Below are 22,477 nucleotides of genomic sequence, written 5' to 3' on the forward strand. Positions count from 1 at the left end.
CAAAGGATTCAGCTAAAACTTTTGCATAATCTCCATCATTGATACATTTTGGCGTGCTATGACTTTGAATTGTATAGGCTAATGACAACTCAAGCCAGAATTGTCATTAGCTCTTAGTGTTTCTCAAAGGTTGTTGCACGGCTTATGCTTCAACAGGAATAATCCCAATTTTCGCTTGCCATTGTTTCGGTGCAATCGCATGAACAGATTGACCGTTACTGTCCACTGCTACGGTAACAGGCATATCTTGCACGTCAAATTCATAAATCGCTTCCATGCCTAATTCTGGGAATGCCAATACTTTGGATGATTTAATCGCTTTGGCTACTAAATAAGCGGCGCCACCTGTTGCCATTAAATAAACAGCTTTGTTGTCGGCAATTGCTTCGCAAGTTGCTGCACCGCGTTCGGATTTACCAATCATGCCCAACAAACCAGTTTGTTCCAGCATTTGACGAGTAAATTTATCCATGCGTGTCGCGGTTGTTGGACCTGCTGGCCCAACCACTTCATCACGAACTGGGTCAACTGGGCCAACGTAATAAATGATGCGATTAGTGAAATCCACTGGCAATTTTTCGCCTTTGTTCAACATATCAATCAAGCGTTTGTGTGCTGCATCACGACCCGTCAAAATTTTGCCATTGAGTAACAAAACATCGCCTGTTTTCCAAGTAGCCACTTCTTCTTTGGTTAAGTTATTGACATCAACACGTTTACCGTTTTCTGGGCTGTATGTAATGTCTGGCCAATCTTCCAAGCTTGGTGCTTGTAAATTTGCAGGACCACTGCCGTCCAATTCAAATTCAACGTGGCGCGTTGCTGCACAGTTTGGAATCATCGCAATCGGTTTACCTGCCGCATGAGTTGGATAATCCAAAATTTTCACGTCCAACACGGTTGTTAAACCACCCAAACCTTGAGCACCAATGCCCAAAGCGTTCACTTTCTCATAAATTTCCAAGCGCAATTTTTCAACGGTGTTCAATTCAGCACCCGATGCGGCTTTTTCTTGCAATTCGTGGATATCAATATGCCCCATCAAGCTTTCTTTTGCCATCATCATCGCTTTTTCGGGAGTTCCGCCAATACCGATGCCCAAAATTCCTGGTGGACACCAGCCAGCACCCATAGTTGGTACAGTTTTAATCACCCAATCTACAATATTGTCAGATGGATTGAGCATTGCCAATTTGGATTTATTTTCTGAACCACCACCTTTTGCTGCACAAATCACTTCCACCTTGTCGCCTTCTACCACTTCATAATGCACGACCGCAGGTGTATTGTCTTTGGTGTTGATACGTTTGCCTGCAGGGTCAGCCAATACCGATGCGCGTAAAACATTATCTGGATGTGTGTAAGCACGGCGAACACCTTCATTCACCATTTCTTGCACCGACAATTTCGCATTCCATTGTACATTCATACCAATTTTCAAAAATACCGTTGCAATCCCTGTATCTTGGCAAACTGGACGATGCCCTTCAGCACACATGCGGCTATTAACCAAAATTTGTGCCATTGCATCTTTGGCAGCAGGATTTTCTTCTTTCTCCCATGCTTTGGTCAGTGCTTGAATAAAATCTTTGGGATGATAGTAGCTGATAAATTGAAACGCATCAGCAATGCTTTGAATGAAATCTTCTTGTTTGATAATGGTCATGATTTTGTGTCCTTTAAAAGGAAGTTTATGAAGAAAATGCAAATTTGTTCAATCTTTCAGGCAGCCTGAAAGATTACCACCAGTTATATTTTTAATTTATGTCAGAAAGTTACAGAATTTTAACATTTTTGTCATGCTAAAAAAGCGTTTATTTGACTTATATCAAACATCATTCATTTTCTGAATTGCTAACAAATTTAAACAAATTACATCGGTGTCTATGCAAATTCCTTAAAAATTATAGGGATATAAAATTAAAACAAATACTTGTTTTTATTGTTCTTTGTTACAATTTGTTTAAATTTTAAGCAAAATATCAATAGGCGAAAATCAATCTTATTTAAAAATATTTAAATTCAATTAATTAACATAACTTAAAATAAATAAACAAAATAAAACCTATTTGAGCTTTGTGAAAATATTTTGTATTATTCCTACAAAATTTATATTTATTATTCTGATAAAATCCTACTAAAAATAATCATATTAAAACTCTTTAAATGAACAGGAACATCAACCATGAGCGAAGAAAAATACAAATTAATCATTGATGGTTTGGAAGTGGAAGCCGATAAAAATGACACCATTATTCAAGCCTATGCCAAAGCAGGTAAGGCGATTACTGCCAATGTGGGTTGCATGGGGCAGGGTGTATGTGGTTCTTGCCGCTGCTTGGTGCGTAAAGAAGGCGAACGTTCTGCTGAAACCAAATTAGGTTGCGAAACCAAAATTGAAGCAGGTATGCAAGTGAGCTTTTTGGATTACTTCTTGCCTACTCATGTGCATCATTATGATATGAATAAAGTTGGCGATGGTTGGAATTGGTTAGAAGAAGTAGATGAAACATTCCCAGAAGCGAAAAATTGCCGTCATTGTGGTGGTTGTGATACTGCTTGTCCCAAAGGTTTGGAAGTACAAAATGGCGTGGCACAAGTGGTAATGGGCGATTTTTCTACCGCTTCTACTACATTTGATGAATGCGTTATGTGTAATTTATGCACGTTGGCTTGCCCTGAGCATATTCGTCCGAATCATTTAGGTTTATTTGCTCGTCGCATGAAAGCAGCGCGTACTTTGCGTCCAATTGATTTGATGCGCCGTTTGCAAGAAATTGATTCTGGCAAAGTTTCTGTAAACATTGATGCAATTTGAAAGGCAGCCTGAAAAAATGAGTACACAACAAAAATTTACTGGTATTCCTTATGAAACTGCGCTGGCAAATTTGCGCGCGAAAACACCCGAATTAAACGGTACGCTGCCTGAAAAAGATGTTTTGCTGAAAACCTTTCACCCTGACCATGCTGAAACAGCGCGTACCACTTTAACTGTGGGCGCAAATGCAGGTGATTTTTGTCATCCAGATTTAGCCAAATTATTAACAGCCAATCCTTTAATTGAAGATGCTGATTTGGCTGGCGCTGAAAATATGGTAACCGATGTGCTGGTTATCGGTGGTGGCGGTGCAGGTGCTGCCGCAGCTTTAACAGCGGTACAAGAGGGCGCACAAGTCATCATGGCAAACAAATTGCGTATTGGCGACAGCAATACCGTTATGGCAGAAGGTGGTATGCAAGCTGCCGTTGGTGCAGATGATAGCCTACAACGCCACTTTGAGGATACGCTCAAAGGTGGGCATATGGCAGGCAAAAAAGAATTGGTTGCGCAAATGGTTACCGATGCACCTAGTGCTGTTCGCTGGTTGATTGGCTTGGGTATGAGTTTTGATACGCAAGGTGGAGACCCAAATGGCTTACTGGTACGCAAAAAAGCTGGTGGCACAACAGCACAACGCATTTTGTGTCATCGCGACTTTACAGGTTTGGAATTGATGAAAGTATTGCGTGAAGCCGTTGATATTGAGCCACGCATCACACAACTAAATCGCCACCCAGCCGTAGAGTTGCTATCTGATGCAGAAGGTCGTTGCGTAGGCGCGGTTTTATATGATTTGGAACGTCGCAAACTGATTACTGTCCATGCCAAAGCCGTTATTTTGGCAACAGGTGGTTCAGGTCGTTTGCATTTGCAAGGTTTTGCCACGTCCAACCATTATGGCGCAACAGCAGATGGTTTAGTTTTGGCATATCGCATGGGTGCGAAATTGCGTGATGTGGATAGTTTCCAATACCACCCAACTGGCGTTGCCCATCCACCACATTTGGCTGGCGCATTGATTTCTGAAGCTACACGTTCAGCAGGTACTAAATTGGTTAATGGTTTAGGCGAACGTTTTGTAGATGAATTACAACCACGCGATGTGGTTGCTGCTGCCATATTGCGCGAAGTTCGTGAAGGTCGTGGCGTAGAGCGCGACGGTCAAGTAGGCGTATTCTTGGATACACCGCGCATCATTGCTGAGCAGCCTGATATTTTGCAACGCTTGGTTACTTTGGGACACATTGCCCACAAATGCGGTGTCAATCCAGCCGAAGAGCCTTTAATCATTCATCCTACGTTGCATTACCAAAATGGTGGCATAGAAATCAATGGTAATGGCGAAACTTGTGTACGCGGTTTATTTGCTGCTGGCGAAGTTACAGGTGGCATTCACGGACGCAACCGTTTGATGGGTAATGCTTTATTAGACATCATCAGTTTTGGTCGCCGTGCAGGTAAAGCTGCTGCACATGCAGAACCTGCACACAATAATCGTGGCGGTTTATCTCACGTTCACAATTTCCAACGTGCGCTGCAAAAAGCTGGTGTGAAAAGTGAGGGCAAAGCTCCAGTGTTATACCCAAATTACGGTACATTTGATTGGAAAGAACACGCTGGTTTGGTTTGCAATATTGACTAAAACAAATCTTTCAGGCTGCCTCTATTCATTATTCTTTCACAGAATTGCAATTTATTTTATTTAAAAATAAGCATAGGCAGCCTGAAAAATATCATATTTAAATTAAACTTTTTCAGGCTGCCTGAAAACATAAATGCAGCCTGAAAACGTAGCCAACACAAAATATGGAACAAAAATCATGACCCAATCCACAAACGAATTAAATCAAGTATTACTGCATCCCAGCCGTTTAGTCGGCGCTGATTTGAACGCATGGCTGGCAGTTGGTGGCGGCGAAGGTTTGCTCAACGCATTGAGTGCGCCTGACAACATCGTCAAAGTTTTGGAAGAAGCGGGCTTATGCGGCATGGGTGGCGCAGGTTTTCCAACGCATAAAAAATGGTCAGCAATGGCAGAAAGCCCCAGCGAATCAGGCGACCGTTATGTTGTCTGCAATGCCAACGAAGACGAACCTGGTACATTCAAAGATTGTTTTTTATTAGAAAAATCGCCTAACCAAGTCATTGAAGGTGCGTTAATTGCTGCCGTGTACACGCGTGCAAATAATGTGATTTTGTATATCAATCCACATTTAACCGAAGCATTAGCCAATACACGCGCTGCGATTGCTTTGTGGCAACAACACGATTTATTCAAACGCATTGAAGCGCATTTGGGTAAAACATTGAATATTAAAGTAGTTGAATCGTCAGGTCGTTATATTGGTGGTGAAGAAACTGCGGTGGTTTCATGGTTAAACGGCGGTTTCCCTTTCCCACAACGCAAACCACCCTTCCCATTCCAAAAAGGCGTGGCAGGCGAACCAACTTTGCTGAACAACACCGAAACTTTGGCAAATATTCCGCACATTTTGCGTAATGGTGCAGCATGGTATCGCTCATTGGGTCGTGCCAATGGTGTGGGGACAAAATTGTATTCATTGTCTGGCGATGTCTTAAACCCAGGTTTATACGAATTACCCATGGGCATTACTTTGCGTGAATTGATTGAGAATTACGGCGGCGGTATGTTGGAAGGTCGCTTATTCAAAGCTGTATTTATGGGTGGACCCTCAAACAATTTGCTGACTGCAAAAGATATGGATGTGCCATTGGACTTTATTTCTGCGCGTGAACGTGAATCAGGTTTGGGTACGGGCGCGATGATTGTGATTTCAGAAGGCACCAGCATTGTCCGCAAAACAGCCGAATACATTCAGTTTTTTGCCAATAATTCTTGTGGACAATGTCCGCCTTGCAAAGGTGGAACCTATCAGTTGGCACGTTTGGTTGAACGTGTGGACAATGGCATCAGCACACCTGACGATTTGCGTGCACTGCAAAACTTGGTAAACATTATGCCTGGTGCAGGGCGTTGTGGCTTGATTACAGGTGCAGCTACTGTGGTTGCCAGCTCCATGCGTACGTTCCCGATTGAATACGGTTTGCCAGAAAAAGAATAATCAGTATTTTGAGTATGATGATTTTTCAGGCTGCCTGAATATTTTTTATCTTATATTAAAAGGCAGCCTGAACATTACCCGATTTTTAACCAGAACTTCATTACGAGGTAGTTACAATGGGCTTTAAGAAAGTTCCAGCAGCCATTGCATTAGCATTAACGCTAATCGTTTGGTTTATTCCTGCGCCAGAAGGCGTATCCGAAAATGCGTGGCATTTACTTGCTTTGTTTATTGGTATTATTGCAGGCATTATTGGCAAAGCCATGCCGATTGGTGCAATGGCAGTGTTGGCAATGACGATTGTTGCCTTGCTACAAGTTACGGTACCAGAACTAGATGCACAAGGTGCACCAATTAAAAATCCATCCGCACAAGCAGCACGCGATGCGTTAAGCAGCCTGAACAGCACTTTAATTTGGATGATTGGTATTGCCATCATGATTTCACGCGGTTTGCTGAAAACAGGTTTAGGAACGCGCATTGGTTATTTATTTTTGTCTGTATTCGGTAGAAAAACCATTGGCGTAGCGTATAGTTTGGCATTGTGTGATTTGTTGATTGCGCCCGTAACTCCGTCCAATACGGCACGCGGTGGTGCGATTGTTCACCCAATCATGAAAGCCATTGCTGCCAGTTTTGATTCTGACCCTGAAAAAGGTACACAAAACAAAATCGGTCGCTATTTATCGTTGGTAAACTACCATTCCAACATTATTTCATGTTTGATTTTTATTACCGCCACAGCTCCCAATCCATTGGTGGTAGATTTAATCGCCAAAGGCACCAATCAAGACATTCAGTTATCTTGGGGAACATGGTTTGTTGCAATGGTTGTACCAGGATTGGTGGCTATGGCAGTTATGCCCATCATTTTGTTTTTCTTGTATAAACCTGAAATTACCAGCACCCCAAATGCACCTGAAATGGCGCGTAGCAAATTAAAAGAAATGGGTGCAATGTCTATGCACGAAAAAATCATGTTGGGAGTATTTGCTATTTTATTGCTCTTGTGGGCAGGTATTCCAGATATGCTGTTTGGCATTAAAGTAGATGCCACCACAACCACTTTCTTGGGCTTGTCTTTATTATTAATCACAGGCGTGCTGACTTGGGATGATGTCCTGAAAGAAAAAGGGGCATGGGACACGATTGTATGGTTTGCCGCTTTGGTTATGATGGCAACTTTCCTAAACAAATTAGGTTTGATTAAATGGTTCTCCGACATGATGGGAAGTGGCATTTCACACATGGGATTAAGTTGGGTATGGGGCTGCGCCTTATTAACTTTGGTGTATATTTACTCACACTATATGTTCGCCAGCGGTACAGCACACGTTACTGCCATGTTAGGCGCATTTTATGCCGCAGGATTGGGATTGGGCGCACCACCTATGTTGTTCGCCTTAATTCTCGCAGCTTCAACAGGCATTATGATGTCTCTGACTCACTACGCATCAGGTTCATCACCTGTCATTTATAATTCAGGCTACACCACTATGGGAGAATGGTGGATTGCAGGCTTTGTTATGAGTGCAGTAGAAATCCTGATTTTCGCCACCATCGGTTTAGCTTGGTGGAAAGCATTGGGTCATTGGTAAACAGACTTGAACTGACCAAGGGTAGCCTGAAAACTTGTGGGTCGGATACTTGTATCCGACATCTAAATCAAAATAAATGTTTGATTAAAAATGTTTGATTTAAGAATCTGACCTACCATTTTAGGTTTTATAGTGAATTCAATTTAAACCAGTACAGCGTTGCCAGCTCCCTTATGTAGTCGGTGTACACAGCGGTCGCTGTCGCCTTGTCCTGATTTAAATTGAATCCACTATACAAAGGTTTCAGGCTACCTTCATACCTGATAAATACAGGTTCTAAAACTCTTCTGAAATATTCACTTGTCCTTCAATACCAACATACACACGTGCATCGCCAAAGGCAGGATAACTTTCAAAATCCGCTTGAAAACGGCGTGATAAATCCCCTTGTGCTATTTGCGTCCATACCGATAATGCTGCAGAATATTGTTTCTCAGATAATGTGTATACTTGGTATTGCTGTGACGGCAACCAAACATCATTTACCGTTGCTTCTAATTCAGTATCATTTGCCACCAAATAACCAATAATCACACTAAAACTACCATCAACCTGATAATCATAGCGCACACAATAAACCGTTTTACTGAATGCAGGTAACGTATCTTTCAGGCTGCCTTGAAGCCAATTTTGCCATAAAGCTGCTAAATCATCCGCTTGATGTGCTACACGAATAATAGCGTGTAAGCCAGCGACACGAAAAACGGGTAATGTTGTTTGCATAATTCCACCTAAAATTTAGAATATGAAAAAGCCTTGCAATGAAAATTGCAAGGCTTATGAAACTGGCACGCCCACGGGGAATCGAACCCCGGTTACCGCCGTGAAAGGGCGATGTCCTAACCGCTAGACGATGGGCGCGGATAAAATCTTTTCTGGCGCACCCGGAGCGATTCGAACGCCCGACCCTTTGGTTCGTAGCCAAATACTCTATCCAACTGAGCTACGGGTGCAGCAAAGATTTGAATTATAGGCAGCCTGAAAGTTTCTGTCAATATATGTTTTACGAAATTTTATGAAAATCGTATAATTTACGAAATTTATTCAGAAAATTTTTAAATCATGGATACTTCTTTTTCGGCACTAACAGAATTTTTTCAACATTTTCCCATTCCTGTAGTCGTTGTGGATTTGGAAACGACAGGCGGTCATTTGTATGAAGACCGTATCACAGAAATCGCTTTTTTACATTTTTGGCAAGGTAGGGTTACGTCTGTTCAACAACTTATCAATCCTGAACGTGGCATCAGCGAATTTGTGCAAAATTTGACGGGAATCAGCGATGCGATGGTTGCAGATGCGCCAACATTTGCGGAATTTGCGCCTAATGTATTGCCTTTGTTGCGTGGTAGTTTAATTGTGGCACACAATAGTAAGTTTGATTATGCGTTTTTGCGGCATGAATTTGCACGATTGAATATTGCCTTTGCTGCACCTGCGTTGTGTAGTGTGCAATTGTCGCGCAAATTGTATCCCGAATTTTATAAGCATAATTTGGATACGATTATTGAGCGACATGGTTTAGCGGTGGATAGTCGGCATCGGGCGATGAGTGATGTGTTGGCACTGACGGCATTTTTGCAGTTAGCGTTGCGTGAAAAAGGTGAATGGGTATGGCTTCAAGCAGCCAAACAGTTGTTTAATCCGCCTATGCTGCCTGAAAATTTGGCGTCGCATTTGGTTCAGGCTGCCTATGCGCTGCCAGATTCGTATGGTGTCTCAATTTGGCGTGATGCACGTGGAGAAATAACCGCTATTCGTTGCCATGAACAAGCGTTTCGCGAGGTGGCGCTTTTGCTACGGCAGCCTGAATATGCGCGCGCGGCACAGTTGGATTTTGTGCCAACGGTGGGTGCATTGCATTCAGTGGTGGTGCGAGCAGAAAAGATGTTGCATGAGGGTTTATTGCCACATAATGAACTATTGCGCCATACTATTGTTTTTCAAGAAGTTTCAGGCTGCCTGAAAGCGCGAGTTCGTCCATTAAAAGCAGGTTTTCGTGATGCGCCACCACATGGTTTGTTTATACATTCAAAAGCAGCCAAACGCGCATTATTAACATGGGCAAAAGCGCATGATTTGTGTCCGAATTTATTGGGAATTTTGCCTGACGAGTTACCGCAGGGTGCGCCATGTCCCGTGTCTTTGTTGGGCAAATGTTCAACAGCGTGTGCTGCAAATGACATAGAGGCGCATAATTTAGCGGTTCGTGCGGCTTTGAATAAATTGCCTGTATGTGATTGGGGGCAATCGCCATGCGTGCGTATAACAGAACGCCATATTTTGCATGGGCAGGTATTTGAATTTTTGTGTGATAGTGGTGCAGTACGTTTGACTGATGGAACGTGGTTTGTGGATAAGGAATTATTGATGATATTAAAAACAAAATTTAAGACAGACAGGAAAAATATTCAGAACTTGTCTTCTTAATGAAGCTCTGTGAAATTGAATATGGGTGGGTTGGATATAAGTTTTTTCTACGGTTTGTTGTATGTGTAAGGCAGCCTGAAAACACAAAAATCTATGCTTTCAGGCTGCCTTTCGTTATAATTATCGCTTTAATTTACCCTGTGAAGAGGAAAAATAAAATGGCAGATTTTAATCAAATATTAGATGCAGGTGATGTAGATGGCGGCATCATCAACGTGGTAGTAGAAATCCCAGAAGGCAGCACGCATAAAATTGAATGGGACAGAAAAAATGCTGTGATGAAACTTGACCGCATTGAGCCGCAAATCTTCGCTAAACCAACCAATTATGGTTTTATTCCTCAAACTTTGGATGAAGATGGTGACGAATTGGATGCTTTGATTATCACTAAAAATCCATTGCCAACAGGTATTTATATGGAGGCGCGTGTAATTGGCATCATGAAATTTGTAGATGATGGTGAAGTAGATGATAAAGTGGTTGTTGTGCCAGCCGATGACCGCGATGCAGGTAATGAAATTAAAACTTTGGCAGATTTGCCCGCACAACTGATTAAACAAATTGAGTTTCACTTCAATAACTACAAAGCCTTGAAAAAACCTGGTACCACCAAAGTAAGCCATTGGGGCGATGTAGAAGAAGCTAAAACCGTGATTCGTGAATGCCAAGCACGCTGGAAAAATCAATAATAGACAGGCAGCCTGAAAAAGTTTCAGGCTGCCTTTTAGTGCAAAAAATGATAGTTCACACAAAAAATATGGGCAGCCTGAAAGAGTGCCAAAAAATGTTAGTTTTATCCACAAGCAAAAAATATGGACGATTATCAAAATAACCCAGACAATGAAGTACGCAGCCTGAATTTACCGCCACATTCCATTGAAGCAGAACAATCTTTGCTCGGCGGTTTGATGCTGGAAAACGCCGCATGGGACAGAATTGCGGATTTGCTGACCGATGAGGATTTTTATCGTCATGAACATCGTTTAATTTTTCGCGCGATTGCTGCGCTGATTAACGAAAGTCGCCCAGCAGATATTATTACCGTTCAAGAAGAGTTGGAGAGAAATGACCAACTAGAACAAGCAGGTGGATTTGATTATCTGGTTACACTGGCGCAAACCACGCCATCAGCCGCCAATATTCGGCGTTATGGCGAAATTGTGCGCGAACGTTCGGTTATCCGCCAACTGGCAGAGGTTGGAACAGAAATTGCTAGAAATGCCTATAATCCGCAGGGTAAAAACGCAGAACAATTATTGGACGAGGCGGAAAATAAAGTCTTTCAAATTGCCGAAAGTACGGCAAAATCCAAGCAAGGTTTCTTGGAAATGCCTGATTTGCTGCGACAAAATATTGAGCGCATCGACTTATTGTATCAGCGTGATAATCCCAACGAAGTAACAGGGGTTTCTACTGGTTTTACCGATTTGGATAAAATCACATCTGGTTTACAAGCAGGTGATTTAATCATTGTGGCAGGTCGCCCATCAATGGGTAAAACCGCATTTTCTATCAATATTGCGGAGCATATTGCGATTTATGACAAATTACCTGTTGCCGTGTTTTCAATGGAAATGGGCGGAGCGCAGCTGGTTATGCGTATGTTGTCTTCTGTTGGACGGCTTGACCAAAGTGTTTTAAAACATGGTAATTTGCAAGATGAACACTGGGAGCGTTTAAACGAGGCGGTTGCTAAATTGTCCGATGCGCCCATGTTTATTGATGAAACACCAGGTCTAACTGCTTTGGAATTGCGTGCTCGCGCCAGACGTTTAGCACGGCGATTTGATGGTAAATTAGGTTTAATTGTTATTGACTATTTACAGTTAATGTCGGGTTCAGGGCGCAGTGATAACCGCGCAGCAGAATTAGGGGAAATATCACGCAGCCTGAAATCACTTGCCAAAGAATTACATGTTCCTGTGATTGCTTTATCACAATTATCGCGTACGGTAGAGCAGCGTACCGATAAACGACCGATGATGTCGGATTTGCGTGAATCTGGCGCGATTGAACAAGATGCGGATTTGATTATGTTTATGTTCCGCGATGAGTATTACACCAAAGAACAAAGCCAATTCAAAGGATTGGCAGAATGTATTATTGGTAAACATCGTAATGGACCTACGGGGCGTGTGTTTTTAACATTTTTGGGGCAGTTTACGAAATTTGAAAATGCCGCTTATATTCCTGACCATGCAGCAGATTCTGAATAAAAGAGATAGCTGACGTGTGTCGCTTTATTTTATTTTTATTGAGTATTTTTGAATATGCTGAATTATAGAAAATCACAAGGTTTCACATTAGTGGAATTGATGGTCGTTATTGCGATTATCGCAATTATGGCAGCGATTGCGTTGCCAAGTATGAGTAAGTTTGTTTCTAATACCCGTATTGTGAATCGTTCAGAACAAATTGCAAACTTATTCCGTTTTGCAAAAAGTGAATCCATTCGTATGAATACACCAGTGTTAGTATGTGGTGTGAAAATTCGGAGTGATGGCCGTCCAACGGGAGTGTGTTCAGCAAATGAAATTCAAAATGGTATGATGGCGTATGCAGACAAAAATCAAAATGGTGTGTATGATGATACAGATGTGCCGTTGCGTTCTATTACCTTGAATGCACCTAATGTTGCAGAAAATAATAAGGTGGTTTTTTCTATTGATGCTTGTGCGTTTAATGCTAATAATTGCAAAAAAAGTGTCAGTACAAATACATTTGTATTTATGCCAAATGGTATGTTTGGTTTTACCAAAGCTACGGGTTCTTCAACAAACTATGCAGCATTATCGGCAAATACTGATTTATCAGCAAACTATGTTCGCTTTTTGGTTTCAGATAAAGCCCGTGAAAATTCGCCCTCTCGTTTTGTGATTATTAGTCCAAGTGGTTCAGCTTCTATTTGTAATGTATCTAGTACCAAAAATAAAACTGGTGGTGAACAATTAACAGGTGATATGGCAGAAGTTTGTTCACGTGCTATTCCCTCTTAATATAGATGCTTGTGTGGTTTTTCAGGCTGCCTGAAAATGTTTTAGTAACTTAAATATGTAAATGAGATTCTCATGAAAATGCGTAATAGCAAAAAATTTAGTTCACGCAAAAGTATGCAAGGTGCAACTATTATTGAAGTAATGGTGTCTGTATTGTTGCTAACTTTTGGTGTGTTGGCTTTGATGGCTGCTCAAATTCGTTCTGTTGCAAGTGTAACAGAGGCAGAAAACCGAAGCATTATTTCTCAAGCAGCGGAAGCATTGGCAGAAGGGATGCAAATCAATTCTACTTTGTCTAAGCAAAATGTGAATGGGCAGCAGATGTACGTTCATAGTTATGAAAATTATAACTTGGGAGAAGTACAAAAGCTTACTTTGAAAGCAGGTAGCAAGCAGCCTGAACCTAAAAAAGATGCTTCTTTGAGTAAAGAGGATTTGGCAAAGCAATATCTTGATGAATTTGAATATGTATTGCAATCGCAAGTACCTAATGTAAGTAATATTAGTTACATTATTTGTCAAGACAAAGATGGAGCTGAAGCACCTACGATGAGCGATACAGGGGTAATGGACGGCAAATGTACTAATGGTAGAACGACAACAATTAAAGTTGCTTGGCGTATGCGTGGTGCAAATGGTACAGAAAACCCTGAAAGCCCTGTGTATACTTATACATTGCAAGTGGCAAATTAATTATTCAGAAAGTTTATGATGAGAAATAATAGAAATTATTTATCCAGTCGTGCGAAATATGCTGGTTTTACATTGATTGAATTTTTGGTTGCTAGTGCTTTATCGCTGATTGTCATCGTTGCGGCAGGTGGAACGTATTTTATGACACGCCAATTAAATGCCAATGCGCAAAAGCGTTTAGATGTGCAACAGAATTTGCGTAATGCAGCATCATTGATTACGCGTGATGCGCGTAATGCAGGTTCGTTTGGCTGTTTTAGTACATCTTCAGTAGTTGTAAAGGCTGAATCAGAAGGCGTGGGTGCAACGGTAGGTAAATTTCCAAATTTCACAGATGCGGAAAGACGGCAGTTAGAATTGGATCCCAATAAGAATGATGGATTTGGTTTGAAATTGATTTCCCAAGCACAAGCACAAGCTGCAGGATTTGATCTTCAAGGTATTCAATTTAAAGGTAATGCCATTGCTTTTATTTATGGTAAAGGTTCAGCTAGTGTAACAGATAATGGTATTCCTGCACCTAAAGCAGATGGTTCTGCTAGTCCATATACGTTGGGGACATTGACCGTTAGTGACTATCAGAATGAGCCAGATATTAGTAATACAGTTGCAAGTCAAGGGGAATTAGTTGTAAGTAGTTGTAATGACGCTTTTGGTAGTAAGGCACAAAGCGGAAGTAATAACTCAATTACATTTGCTGCTACACAAGCGGATGAATTGACCAAAGCGCAAAGAAGTTCGGGTGAATTGGGTGTTACCAAATTGTATGCTTCTGCATATGTAGTGGCAGATGTAAATAATGTAAGTAGCTTATTGCGTTATGACCTTAATGGTGCGGGTGAATGGCAAGGTCCTCAACTGTTGGCAAAAAATGTAACGGGGATAACACCTATGTTTGGCTATGTGGAAAACTGTCAAAATATGTCTGATGATGTAAGTAAACATAATCAGGAAACATTTAAGTTTACTGAAAATTTAGATAAGGCAGACTTACCTGCTGTTGTTCGTTTACATGTAACATACAGATATCCAGAAGGTGATCAAGACGTTGATTATATTATCAATGCAAGCGTTCGTAGCGGCAGTAGTTGTTCCACTACTCTTCCCGTTTAATGAAGGATGACAACGATGAAGTTTAAAACAAAACAACAAGGTTTCTCCTTGTTCATGGTAATGATATTGATGCTGGTTATTGCATTATTAGTAATGGTTTCTGTTCAATCATCAACCACAGAAATGCGGATGAGTACGAATGAAGCTGACCGTAAGTTTGCTGTCTCTTTAGCAGAAAATGGTTTACGAGAGGCGGAAGGTAGAATTCGTCAATTAGCTCAAGGCCCAAATGTAATCACGTTTACAGCAAATTGTACCAAGGGGTATTGTGCAGCTGCAGAAGATGGTGTGAATAACAGCATGGAAGGTGCATATTTCAAACTTGAGAAGACAGCCAATTCTGCTGTTCCAGCATGGGAGCGTTGTACAAATAGTACCAATAGATGCGATGTAGGTAGTACAGTTTTGGATAATGGATGCGACACAAGTGACCGCTGTATCACAACCAATAACGGTAAAGTACACTATGTAATTGAATATTTGGGCAATAGAAGTTTGTCTGATGAATTAGTAACCGATTATTTCCGTGTAACTTCACGCGCTCGCGGTAATAACCAAGATACCATTGTTACATTGCAAACTCATGTGGAGTTGCAAACACCATGATAACTACATTGAATAAACGAGCAGTTCAAGGTTTTACTTTGGTAGAGCTGATGGTTGTAGTAGCCATTATTGCAATTTTATCCGCAGTAGCCTTGCCAAATTATCAGCGTTATGTTGAAAAAACGAACTTGGCTCATGCTAAACAATTAATTGTTTCAGCAAAACAAAAAGTTGAAGCAGAACGATTGATTAATCCGCGTGGTTTTGATGTAGAAAAACACATTGGAACAAGATTAGCAGTGGCGGATAAAGAAAATACCAAATATAAGTTTACTCATAATAAAACAGATGATGGTAGCGTATTTATTCAGGCTGCCCCATTGACTGGATATAAATACGGCGTATGGTTAGATGACGGTGGTGTTGCATACCGATGCGAAGGTTTGTCGGGTAAAGCACCAACAAAAAAACCAGCAAACTGTGAGCGTATGTAACGTAGCCTGAAAATAACAGCGTGTTCAGCAGAATACGCTGTTTTTCTATAGGTATTCTGCTAAAATTGCATCCATTAAAATATAAGGAAAAAATATGTCTATCGCAAACAATCGCAAGGCGTTTCACGATTATTTTATTGAAGAGCAAATTCAGGCAGGTTTGGTGCTAGAAGGTTGGGAAGTCAAAGCCATTCGCGCAGGTCGTGTGCAGCTTAAAGAAAGCTATATTTATTGGAAAAAAGATGCGTTTTATTTGGTCAGTTGCCATATTACCGCGCTGCCAACCGCTTCCACGCACGTTAAACCTGACCCCGTTCGGGCGCGAAAATTATTGCTCAATCAACGAGAAATCAATAAACTCATCGGCAAAGTGGAACGCGCAGGTTACACTATCGTCCCCTTGAATATGCACTTTCATCGTGGCAAAATCAAAATGGAAATTGGCGTAGCAAAAGGTAAAAAATTGCACGACAAACGCGAATCCTCCAAAGAAGCAGATTGGAAACGTGAAAAACAACGTTTGATGAAAAATACACGGTAATTTTCAGGCAGCCTGAAAAAATAAACCCTTCCCTCTACAAAAGGAAATTTATCATGATTAATTTGTACCAAATACTCAACATCCCACCACATGCCAGCGTCAGCCAAATTCAGGCTGCCTTACAACGCACGCAAGCAGGACTTGACCCAAAAACCATTAAAGCCGTGAACGAATGGTTGCTGGTTCACGATGTACGCGTGCGTTACGATGCCAAATTGCGCCAAGAGCAGCCCGACTTTTTCATGATAACAGAATCAACATCGCCGCAAGAAAAACCGAAAATCGTGTTAAGCAATAGCGAAACCGAAAATGACGATGATTACATGGATTTACCACCCTTGTGGAATCCCAAAGCCGCAATGTGGTGGTCAGTATTTTTCAATGTTGTATTGGGTGCAGTATTGCACGCAAAAAACTGGGAAAGTTTAGGCGAAAAAGAATTGGCAAAACAAAACTGGATTTGGGCGGGTATAGGTGCAGTATTTTTGTTTATCGTCATGGTTACTGGAATGAAAATCGGTTTAGGTGTACAAATTGGTTTGGTTGTTGCGTGGTATTATGCACTGGGCAAAAAACAAGTTCTCTTTTTTGAAGAAGAGTTTAATAACGATTACGAACGCAAAGGTTGGCTTAAACCAATTTTGCTGACCATTATCGCTATTTTTGTTGCTGCATTTGTTGCAGTTTTGATTGCTCCCGAATAATACAATCTTTTCAGGCTGCCTATTTAGCAAAAAGCAGCCTGAAAGCCAAAAAAATCTATGAAAACAACCATCATTGCATTTGGCAGCAATCTACAAAATCCTGCCGAACAAATCCGTCGCGCTATTGTTGCCGTATCCGCATTACCCAAAATAGGCAGCCTGAAAACCTCATCGCTGTATCGTACCACGCCTGTGGGCTATGCCGACCAGCCCGATTTTATTAACGCAGTCGCCAGCGCCCAAACCGATTACACCGCCACCGAATTGCTAACCGAATTGCAAGCGATTGAACAACAATTTGGACGCGAACGCAGTTTTCGCAATGCACCGCGTACTTTGGATTTAGATATTATTGATTATAATCACGAAATTTATCAAACGGATACGCTGATTTTGCCCCACCTACGCGCTCATGAGCGTAGTTTTGTGATGCAACCGCTCGCTGAAATCGCCCCCGATTACACGCTGGGTAAACATGGTACCGCCGCACAAATCGCCGCAGAACTGGGTCATGATGGCATACAACTTTTTCAGGCTGCATAAATATTTTTCATCTGAACGTTGTAGGTCGGGCATTTATGCCCGACATGATAACAGTACATTGTGTCGGGCATAAATGCCCGACCTACGGAAGCTGTCGTACAAATTGCTACGCAACTGGGATATGACGGCATACAACTTTTTCAGGCTGCCTCTCATACAAAAGCAGCCTGAAAAAACAAAAAAAGCGTATAATTTAACCCCTTTTTCATTTTAACGAGCAGAATCATGAATCCTTTTGCACAAGCGTTATCCGCCGCGTTGGAATATGCCATTGTTAGTCGCCAAGTGAGCGTAGATGGTGAACCGATTGGTTTTGTATACCGTGAACCTGCCGCGTTTCCGCACGATAGTGGTTGGCGGATGTTTAGCGGTGCAGAAACCGATGAATATGTGGAAAATCCTGCTCATTTTGATACATTGGTATTGCGTGATTTATTGGTAGGTAATCCCGAACTGGCTGATTTGATGAAAGAAAAACAAGGTGCATGGGAATGGGATGATGAAACGGAAACTTTTGTTCCCGTCAGCGATTGGCAACCGCAAGAATAGCTTTCAGGCTGCCTTTGAATTTAAATATAAATGATTGAATAGGATAAAGAATATGAAAAAAATTGAGCCTGATTTAAATGGCAAAGATTTGAAAATCGGCATCGTACAAGCGCGTTTTACCAATGAAATTGGCAGTGCGATGGTAGAAGTGGCACGCCAAAAATTATTGGAATTGGGCGTGGCAGACGATGATATTACTTTGGTAACGGTGGCTGGTGCGTTGGAAGTGCCATTAGCGTTGCAAAATTTAGCAGCGAGCGAAGAATACGATGCGTTAATTGCATTTGGTGCGGTCATTCGTGGTGAAACCTATCATTTTGAATTGGTGGCCAATGAATCGGGCGCAGGCGTAACACGCGTGGGTTTGGACTTCAATATTCCGATTGCCAATGCAATTTTAACCACAGAAAACGATGAGCAAGCCCATGTTCGCATTCAAGAAAAAGCCACCGATGCGGCTTTGGTTGCCGTAGAAATGGCAAATTTGCTGCGTGTTTTGGCTGATTAAATTGCCATTAACCCTGATAATGCAGCCTGAAAATGTGTTCAGGCTGCCTCACTTTATAAAATGATTGAACGAAAATGACTGAATTAAAAAAAACGACTAAATCGCCACGTCGTCGTGCGCGTGAATTTGCGGTACAGGCTTTGTATCAAGTTGCTTTGAATAATGTACCTGCACCTGAAGTAGCCAATAATATCCGCGAACACACGGATTTTAAACGTGCTGATGCAGAATTGTTTACGCAGATTTTCTTTGGTGCGAACAGTAATCAACGTGAATATATGCAACTGGTGCGTCCACATTTAGACCGCGATGAAAATTTGGTTAATCTGATTGAACGCGCAATCTTGTTGATGGCGGTACACGAATTGAAGGAAATGCCCGAAACGCCGTATCCTGTCATCATCAATGAAGCGATTGAAGTAACCAAAACGTTCGGTGGCACGGATAGCCATAAGTTTATTAACGGAATTTTAGATAAATTGGTAACAGATTTACGTCCGAATGACCCAAAACGTGGTTGATATTTTTCAGGCTGCCTATATACTGGATAGGCAGCCTGAAAACTTATTTTCTAGTCGTTTCAAATAGAAATCATACCGTGTTGCCAGTTCCCTTATGTACTCGATGTACACGGCGGTCGCTGTCGTCTTGTCTTATTTCTATTTTAAACGACTATATGAGGAAAAAATATGAAACCTTCACTTGGAATGCCTTTATTTTTGGTTATTATTGGCGCGTTGTGGTTTTTGAAAAGCGTGGATTTGTTCCCCAGTACGGCAAATATTATTGCGTTTGCGATTGCCACAGCAGGTTTGCTGGTGTTGGTTTTGGACGGCATCAACAAACAATCCATCGTGTCCGCGCCTTTGTTGATGTATATTGGCGCGGCGATTTATGCGGTAAATGAAGAAGGTTTTGCCACGTCGCCTTTGATTGCATTGGGCATGGTTTTTTCAGGCTGCCTGATGTTATTGGCGCGAAGTGATGCTGTGCCCAATAAACGTTCGCGCCGTTTGCCACCGAAAGATTGATTTCTTCACAAGGCAGCCTGAAATCTTTGCAAAATCCCTATATTTATATAGCCGCTTAAAATAAAAATAGGACAAGGCGACCACGCCCATCGTGTACATCTAGTACATAAGGGCGTGGGCAATGCAGTATAGTCGCAGAACTGAAAAAGCAGTACGGCGTTGCCAACGTCCTTATGTACTATTCGTACACGGCGGGCGTTGTCGCCTTGCACTGCATTTTCATTTCTACGACTATAGTATTTTTAAGCGACTATAGTCACAGAATGGAATTTACTGAAACGACTATAAAGGAGTAGGATACATCATAATAGAAGGCAGCCTGAAAACCTTTCAGGCTGCCTAAAATATTACGCCACGCCAATCGTGTCCGCAATTTCTTTCTGCAACATTGCAATCAAATCATCAACACTCATTGCGCCCAAATCTTCCGCTTTGCGGCGCACGGCAACTTGACCGTTTTCCTTCTCTTTGTCGCCAATCACTAATTGATAGGGGAAACGATATTGGCTGTTGTCGCGGATTTTGTAGCCGATTTTCTCGTTACGCGTATCCAGTTCCACACGGAAACCTGCGGCGCGTAATTTATCCGCCACTTCGGCGCAATAATCGGCTTGTTTTTCCGTGATGTTCATCACCACCATTTGCACGGGCGCAAGCCATAAGGGGAATGAACCCGCGTGTTCTTCAATCAAAATACCAATAAAACGCTCCATTGAACCTAAAATCGCGCGGTGCAACATCACGGGGCGGGCTTTATTATTGTCTTCGGTAACGTATTCCGCGTCCAAGCGTTCTGGTAACACGAAATCCAATTGAATCGTGCCGCATTGCCATGAACGACCCAGCGCGTCTTTAATGTGGTATTCCACTTTGGGCCCGTAGAACGCGCCTTCGCCCGGTAATTCTTCCCATGTTACGCCGCAGGCTGTCAAAGCTTGACGCAAACCGTTTTCTGCTTTGTCCCAAATTGCGTCATCGCCAGCACGTTTTTCGGGGCGCAAAGACAATTTAATGCTAACGTGTTCAAAACCAAATTGTTGGTAAACTTTCATAACCAATAAATTAAAGGCTTTGGTTTCTTCTGCGATTTGGTCTTCGGTACAGAAAATATGCGCGTCATCTTGCACAAAACCGCGTACGCGCATTAAGCCGTGTAATGCGCCGCTTGGTTCGTTGCGGTGACATGAGCCAAATTCCGCCAAACGCATCGGCAAATCACGATATGAACGCAAACCGTGATTGAAAATTTGCACGTGTCCAGGGCAGTTCATCGGTTTAACGGCGTATTCGCGTTTTTCTGAAGCGGTCAGGAACATATTGTCTTTGTAATTGTCCCAATGCCCTGATTTTTCCCAAAATGTTTTGTCCATGATTTGTGGTGTTTTCACTTCTTGGTAGCCTGCGGCGGTTAATTCGCGGCGCATGTGTTGTTCAATCACTTGCCACAATGTCCAACCGCGCGGGTGCCAGAACACCATACCAGGGGCTTCATCTTGCAAATGGAATAAGTCCAATTGTTTGCCCAATTTGCGGTGGTCGCGTTTTTCTGCTTCTTCAATGCGCGTGATGTAGGCTTTCAAATCGTCTTTATTGCCCCACGCGGTGCCGTAAATGCGTTGTAATTGTTCATTATTGCTGTCGCCGCGCCAGTACGCGCCCGACATTTTGGTTAATTGAAAATGTTTCAAAAAACGCGTGTTCGGCACGTGGGGACCACGACACATATCCACATATTCTTGGTGGAAATACATGCCCATTGCGGTGATGTCGTCTGTCATGTCGTCAATCAGACGCAATTTGTATTCTTCGCCACGATTTTTAAAGATTTCAATCACTTCGGCGCGTGGTGTCATTTTTTTGATGACATCGTAATCTTGGTTAATCAATTCTTTCATGCGCGATTCAATTGCCGCCATGTCTTCGGGCGTGAACGGTTTTTCGGTGGCAATATCGTAATAAAAGCCGTCTTCAATCACAGGACCGATGACCATTTTGGCATTGGGGAACAATTGTTTTACCGCGTGTCCGACCAAATGGGCACAGGAGTGGCGGATAATGTCCACGCCTTCGGGGTCTTTGGGGGTGAGAATTTGCACGGTGGCGTCTGCGGTAATCGGGTCGCACGCGTCCACTTGCACGCCGTTTACTTTGCCTGCAACGGTGGCTTTGGCTAAACCCGCGCCGATGGATTGGGCAATTTGCATAACGGTAACGGGCGATTCGTATTGGCGTACTGAACCGTCTGGAAGAGTAATATTAATCATATTAATTCCTTGAATTTTATTGTATAAATTAAGTAGGCAGCCTGAATCGCTTTCAGGCTGCCTGAAAATATGGAAACGATAAAATTATAGAGAAAACAAGGTAGTTTTTCAAGAAAATGCGCTTTCAGGCTGCCTGAAACCATAATCTTCACTCATAATCTTATCGTTTGAAATAAAAATTCAAACAAGAGAGCTGACAACGCTGTATTATTTTATAGTGGATTCAATTTAAATTAGGATAAGGCGACAGCAACCGCCGTGTACACCTAGTACATAAGGGAGCTGGCAGCGCTGTACTGGTTTAAATTGAATTCACTATGTATATTCACAAATTGGTTCAATTCAAAAATCTGCCTTACTTTTGTTGCGCAGGAACGTTATTCTTGGTTTTTGCCATACCTCTTATTATTTCATTTGTGTTAAAATTAATTTACATATTATTAGGGGCTAATAACAATTCGTGTGTGGTCAGATTTTGTGTTAACAAGCCCAATTCTGCGTTAAAAATGTTCGTTAATGGATAACATTGGCTTGCATTTTTGCCTTGAATTCGGCGTTATCTG

At 42.0% G+C, this 22,477-nt stretch carries 22 protein-coding genes and 2 tRNA genes; 19 read left to right on the forward strand and 5 right to left on the reverse strand.

All coding sequences use genetic code 11. From position 1 onward, the window contains the following. Positions 1–142: 142 nt before the first annotated feature. Positions 143–1,666 (reverse strand): fumarate hydratase, encoded by a 1,524-nt coding sequence (locus MIS45_RS02890; RefSeq protein WP_249450936.1) that lies wholly within the window; start codon positions 1,664–1,666, stop codon positions 143–145. A gap of 519 nt (positions 1,667–2,185) precedes the next feature. Here MIS45_RS02890 and MIS45_RS02895 point away from each other — a divergent pair. The 4 genes from MIS45_RS02895 to MIS45_RS02910 all read left to right on the forward strand — a co-directional run bounded on the left by MIS45_RS02895 (position 2,186) and on the right by MIS45_RS02910 (position 7,502). Then, a complete protein-coding gene (locus MIS45_RS02895; RefSeq protein WP_249443137.1) occupies positions 2,186–2,818 on the forward strand; it encodes a 4Fe-4S dicluster domain-containing protein in 633 nt (210 codons plus the stop codon). Positions 2,819–2,834: 16 nt separating this feature from the next. Continuing rightward, positions 2,835–4,463, forward strand: coding sequence for an FAD-binding protein (locus MIS45_RS02900; RefSeq protein WP_249450937.1), 1,629 nt, complete (start codon positions 2,835–2,837; stop codon positions 4,461–4,463). Between the two features lie 178 nt (positions 4,464–4,641). Continuing rightward, positions 4,642–5,904 carry a complex I 51 kDa subunit family protein gene (locus MIS45_RS02905; protein WP_249443139.1) on the forward strand — a complete coding sequence of 421 codons (1,263 nt, stop codon included), beginning with the start codon at positions 4,642–4,644 and terminating at the stop codon, positions 5,902–5,904. A gap of 116 nt (positions 5,905–6,020) precedes the next feature. Further along, on the forward strand, positions 6,021–7,502 hold the full coding sequence (locus MIS45_RS02910) for a DASS family sodium-coupled anion symporter (RefSeq protein ID WP_249450938.1): 1,482 nt from the start codon (positions 6,021–6,023) through the stop codon (positions 7,500–7,502). Positions 7,503–7,778: 276 nt separating this feature from the next. Here the strand turns inward: MIS45_RS02910 and MIS45_RS02915 are convergent, their stop codons facing one another. The 3 genes from MIS45_RS02915 to MIS45_RS02925 form a co-directional block, all read right to left on the reverse strand. Further along, positions 7,779–8,225: an effector binding domain-containing protein gene (locus MIS45_RS02915; protein ID WP_249450939.1), complete on the reverse strand. Its 447-nt coding sequence runs from the start codon at positions 8,223–8,225 to the stop codon at positions 7,779–7,781. A 63-nt stretch (positions 8,226–8,288) separates the two neighbouring features. Then, positions 8,289–8,363, reverse strand: a tRNA-Glu gene (locus MIS45_RS02920). A gap of 15 nt (positions 8,364–8,378) precedes the next feature. Then, a tRNA-Arg gene (locus MIS45_RS02925) sits at positions 8,379–8,455 on the reverse strand. Between the two features lie 109 nt (positions 8,456–8,564). Between MIS45_RS02925 and MIS45_RS02930 the strand changes: the two genes are divergently transcribed. The 15 genes from MIS45_RS02930 to MIS45_RS03010 all read left to right on the forward strand — a co-directional run bounded on the left by MIS45_RS02930 (position 8,565) and on the right by MIS45_RS03010 (position 19,650). Next, entirely contained in the window at positions 8,565–9,932 is a 1,368-nt protein-coding gene (locus tag MIS45_RS02930) for a 3'-5' exonuclease (RefSeq protein WP_249450940.1), read from the forward strand. 158 nt (positions 9,933–10,090) lie between these two features. Next, positions 10,091–10,621, forward strand: a complete 531-nt coding sequence (locus MIS45_RS02935) for an inorganic diphosphatase (protein ID WP_249443143.1) — start codon at positions 10,091–10,093, stop codon at positions 10,619–10,621. Between the two features lie 123 nt (positions 10,622–10,744). Next, positions 10,745–12,148 carry a replicative DNA helicase gene (gene dnaB, locus MIS45_RS02940; protein WP_249443144.1) on the forward strand — a complete coding sequence of 468 codons (1,404 nt, stop codon included), beginning with the start codon at positions 10,745–10,747 and terminating at the stop codon, positions 12,146–12,148. Between the two features lie 54 nt (positions 12,149–12,202). Beyond that, on the forward strand, positions 12,203–12,928 hold the full coding sequence (locus MIS45_RS02950; RefSeq protein ID WP_283397277.1) for a GspH/FimT family pseudopilin: 726 nt from the start codon (positions 12,203–12,205) through the stop codon (positions 12,926–12,928). Between the two features lie 72 nt (positions 12,929–13,000). Further along, complete coding sequence (gene pilV / locus MIS45_RS02955; RefSeq protein WP_249450941.1) at positions 13,001–13,621, forward strand: type IV pilus modification protein PilV; 621 nt, start codon at positions 13,001–13,003, stop codon at positions 13,619–13,621. A gap of 15 nt (positions 13,622–13,636) precedes the next feature. Then, positions 13,637–14,734 (forward strand): PilW family protein, encoded by a 1,098-nt coding sequence (locus MIS45_RS02960; RefSeq protein WP_249450942.1) that lies wholly within the window; start codon positions 13,637–13,639, stop codon positions 14,732–14,734. Between the two features lie 15 nt (positions 14,735–14,749). After that, positions 14,750–15,340, forward strand: a complete 591-nt coding sequence (locus MIS45_RS02965) for a pilus assembly PilX family protein (protein ID WP_249450943.1) — start codon at positions 14,750–14,752, stop codon at positions 15,338–15,340. Further along, on the forward strand, positions 15,337–15,774 hold the full coding sequence (locus MIS45_RS02975; protein ID WP_283397435.1) for a prepilin-type N-terminal cleavage/methylation domain-containing protein: 438 nt from the start codon (positions 15,337–15,339) through the stop codon (positions 15,772–15,774). The genes MIS45_RS02965 and MIS45_RS02975 overlap by 4 nt, the downstream gene beginning before the upstream one ends. 94 nt (positions 15,775–15,868) lie before the next feature. Next, entirely contained in the window at positions 15,869–16,315 is a 447-nt protein-coding gene (smpB, locus tag MIS45_RS02980; protein ID WP_249443148.1) for an SsrA-binding protein SmpB, read from the forward strand. A gap of 53 nt (positions 16,316–16,368) precedes the next feature. Next, positions 16,369–17,019, forward strand: coding sequence for a hypothetical protein (locus MIS45_RS02985; protein ID WP_249450944.1), 651 nt, complete (start codon positions 16,369–16,371; stop codon positions 17,017–17,019). 57 nt (positions 17,020–17,076) lie between these two features. Continuing rightward, complete coding sequence (gene folK, locus MIS45_RS02990) at positions 17,077–17,562, forward strand: 2-amino-4-hydroxy-6-hydroxymethyldihydropteridine diphosphokinase (RefSeq protein WP_249450945.1); 486 nt, start codon at positions 17,077–17,079, stop codon at positions 17,560–17,562. Between the two features lie 225 nt (positions 17,563–17,787). Next, on the forward strand, positions 17,788–18,111 hold the full coding sequence (locus MIS45_RS02995; RefSeq protein ID WP_249450946.1) for a DUF2185 domain-containing protein: 324 nt from the start codon (positions 17,788–17,790) through the stop codon (positions 18,109–18,111). Positions 18,112–18,163: 52 nt separating this feature from the next. Further along, positions 18,164–18,619, forward strand: coding sequence for a 6,7-dimethyl-8-ribityllumazine synthase (gene ribH / locus MIS45_RS03000; protein ID WP_249443151.1), 456 nt, complete (start codon positions 18,164–18,166; stop codon positions 18,617–18,619). A gap of 74 nt (positions 18,620–18,693) precedes the next feature. Continuing rightward, a complete protein-coding gene (gene nusB, locus MIS45_RS03005; protein WP_249450947.1) occupies positions 18,694–19,140 on the forward strand; it encodes a transcription antitermination factor NusB in 447 nt (148 codons plus the stop codon). Between the two features lie 168 nt (positions 19,141–19,308). Then, positions 19,309–19,650, forward strand: coding sequence for a hypothetical protein (locus tag MIS45_RS03010; RefSeq protein ID WP_249450948.1), 342 nt, complete (start codon positions 19,309–19,311; stop codon positions 19,648–19,650). 347 nt (positions 19,651–19,997) lie between these two features. Here MIS45_RS03010 and thrS read toward each other — a convergent pair whose 3' ends face one another. Beyond that, on the reverse strand, positions 19,998–21,914 hold the full coding sequence (gene thrS / locus MIS45_RS03015) for a threonine--tRNA ligase (RefSeq protein WP_249450949.1): 1,917 nt from the start codon (positions 21,912–21,914) through the stop codon (positions 19,998–20,000). Between the last annotated feature and the right edge of the window lie 563 nt (positions 21,915–22,477).

Origin of the sequence: Wielerella bovis (assembly GCF_022354465.1) — a bacterium.
GTDB classification, from domain to species: Bacteria; Pseudomonadota; Gammaproteobacteria; order Burkholderiales; family Neisseriaceae; genus Wielerella; species Wielerella bovis.

Bases quoted from the DNA above. Each gene is read 5' to 3' on its own strand.
- MIS45_RS02890 (WP_249450936.1), bottom strand. From the start codon at position 1,666: ATGACCATTATCAAACAAGAAGATTTCATTCAAAGCATTGCTGATGCG.
- MIS45_RS02895 (WP_249443137.1), top strand. From the start codon at position 2,186: ATGAGCGAAGAAAAATACAAATTAATCATTGATGGTTTGGAAGTGGAA.
- MIS45_RS02900 (WP_249450937.1), top strand. From the start codon at position 2,835: ATGAGTACACAACAAAAATTTACTGGTATTCCTTATGAAACTGCGCTG.
- MIS45_RS02905 (WP_249443139.1), top strand. From the start codon at position 4,642: ATGACCCAATCCACAAACGAATTAAATCAAGTATTACTGCATCCCAGC.
- MIS45_RS02910 (WP_249450938.1), top strand. From the start codon at position 6,021: ATGGGCTTTAAGAAAGTTCCAGCAGCCATTGCATTAGCATTAACGCTA.
- MIS45_RS02915 (WP_249450939.1), bottom strand. From the start codon at position 8,225: ATGCAAACAACATTACCCGTTTTTCGTGTCGCTGGCTTACACGCTATT.
- MIS45_RS02930 (WP_249450940.1), top strand. From the start codon at position 8,565: ATGGATACTTCTTTTTCGGCACTAACAGAATTTTTTCAACATTTTCCC.
- MIS45_RS02935 (WP_249443143.1), top strand. From the start codon at position 10,091: ATGGCAGATTTTAATCAAATATTAGATGCAGGTGATGTAGATGGCGGC.
- dnaB (WP_249443144.1), top strand. From the start codon at position 10,745: ATGGACGATTATCAAAATAACCCAGACAATGAAGTACGCAGCCTGAAT.
- MIS45_RS02950 (WP_283397277.1), top strand. From the start codon at position 12,203: ATGCTGAATTATAGAAAATCACAAGGTTTCACATTAGTGGAATTGATG.
- pilV (WP_249450941.1), top strand. From the start codon at position 13,001: ATGAAAATGCGTAATAGCAAAAAATTTAGTTCACGCAAAAGTATGCAA.
- MIS45_RS02960 (WP_249450942.1), top strand. From the start codon at position 13,637: ATGATGAGAAATAATAGAAATTATTTATCCAGTCGTGCGAAATATGCT.
- MIS45_RS02965 (WP_249450943.1), top strand. From the start codon at position 14,750: ATGAAGTTTAAAACAAAACAACAAGGTTTCTCCTTGTTCATGGTAATG.
- MIS45_RS02975 (WP_283397435.1), top strand. From the start codon at position 15,337: ATGATAACTACATTGAATAAACGAGCAGTTCAAGGTTTTACTTTGGTA.
- smpB (WP_249443148.1), top strand. From the start codon at position 15,869: ATGTCTATCGCAAACAATCGCAAGGCGTTTCACGATTATTTTATTGAA.
- MIS45_RS02985 (WP_249450944.1), top strand. From the start codon at position 16,369: ATGATTAATTTGTACCAAATACTCAACATCCCACCACATGCCAGCGTC.
- folK (WP_249450945.1), top strand. From the start codon at position 17,077: ATGAAAACAACCATCATTGCATTTGGCAGCAATCTACAAAATCCTGCC.
- MIS45_RS02995 (WP_249450946.1), top strand. From the start codon at position 17,788: ATGAATCCTTTTGCACAAGCGTTATCCGCCGCGTTGGAATATGCCATT.
- ribH (WP_249443151.1), top strand. From the start codon at position 18,164: ATGAAAAAAATTGAGCCTGATTTAAATGGCAAAGATTTGAAAATCGGC.
- nusB (WP_249450947.1), top strand. From the start codon at position 18,694: ATGACTGAATTAAAAAAAACGACTAAATCGCCACGTCGTCGTGCGCGT.
- MIS45_RS03010 (WP_249450948.1), top strand. From the start codon at position 19,309: ATGAAACCTTCACTTGGAATGCCTTTATTTTTGGTTATTATTGGCGCG.
- thrS (WP_249450949.1), bottom strand. From the start codon at position 21,914: ATGATTAATATTACTCTTCCAGACGGTTCAGTACGCCAATACGAATCG.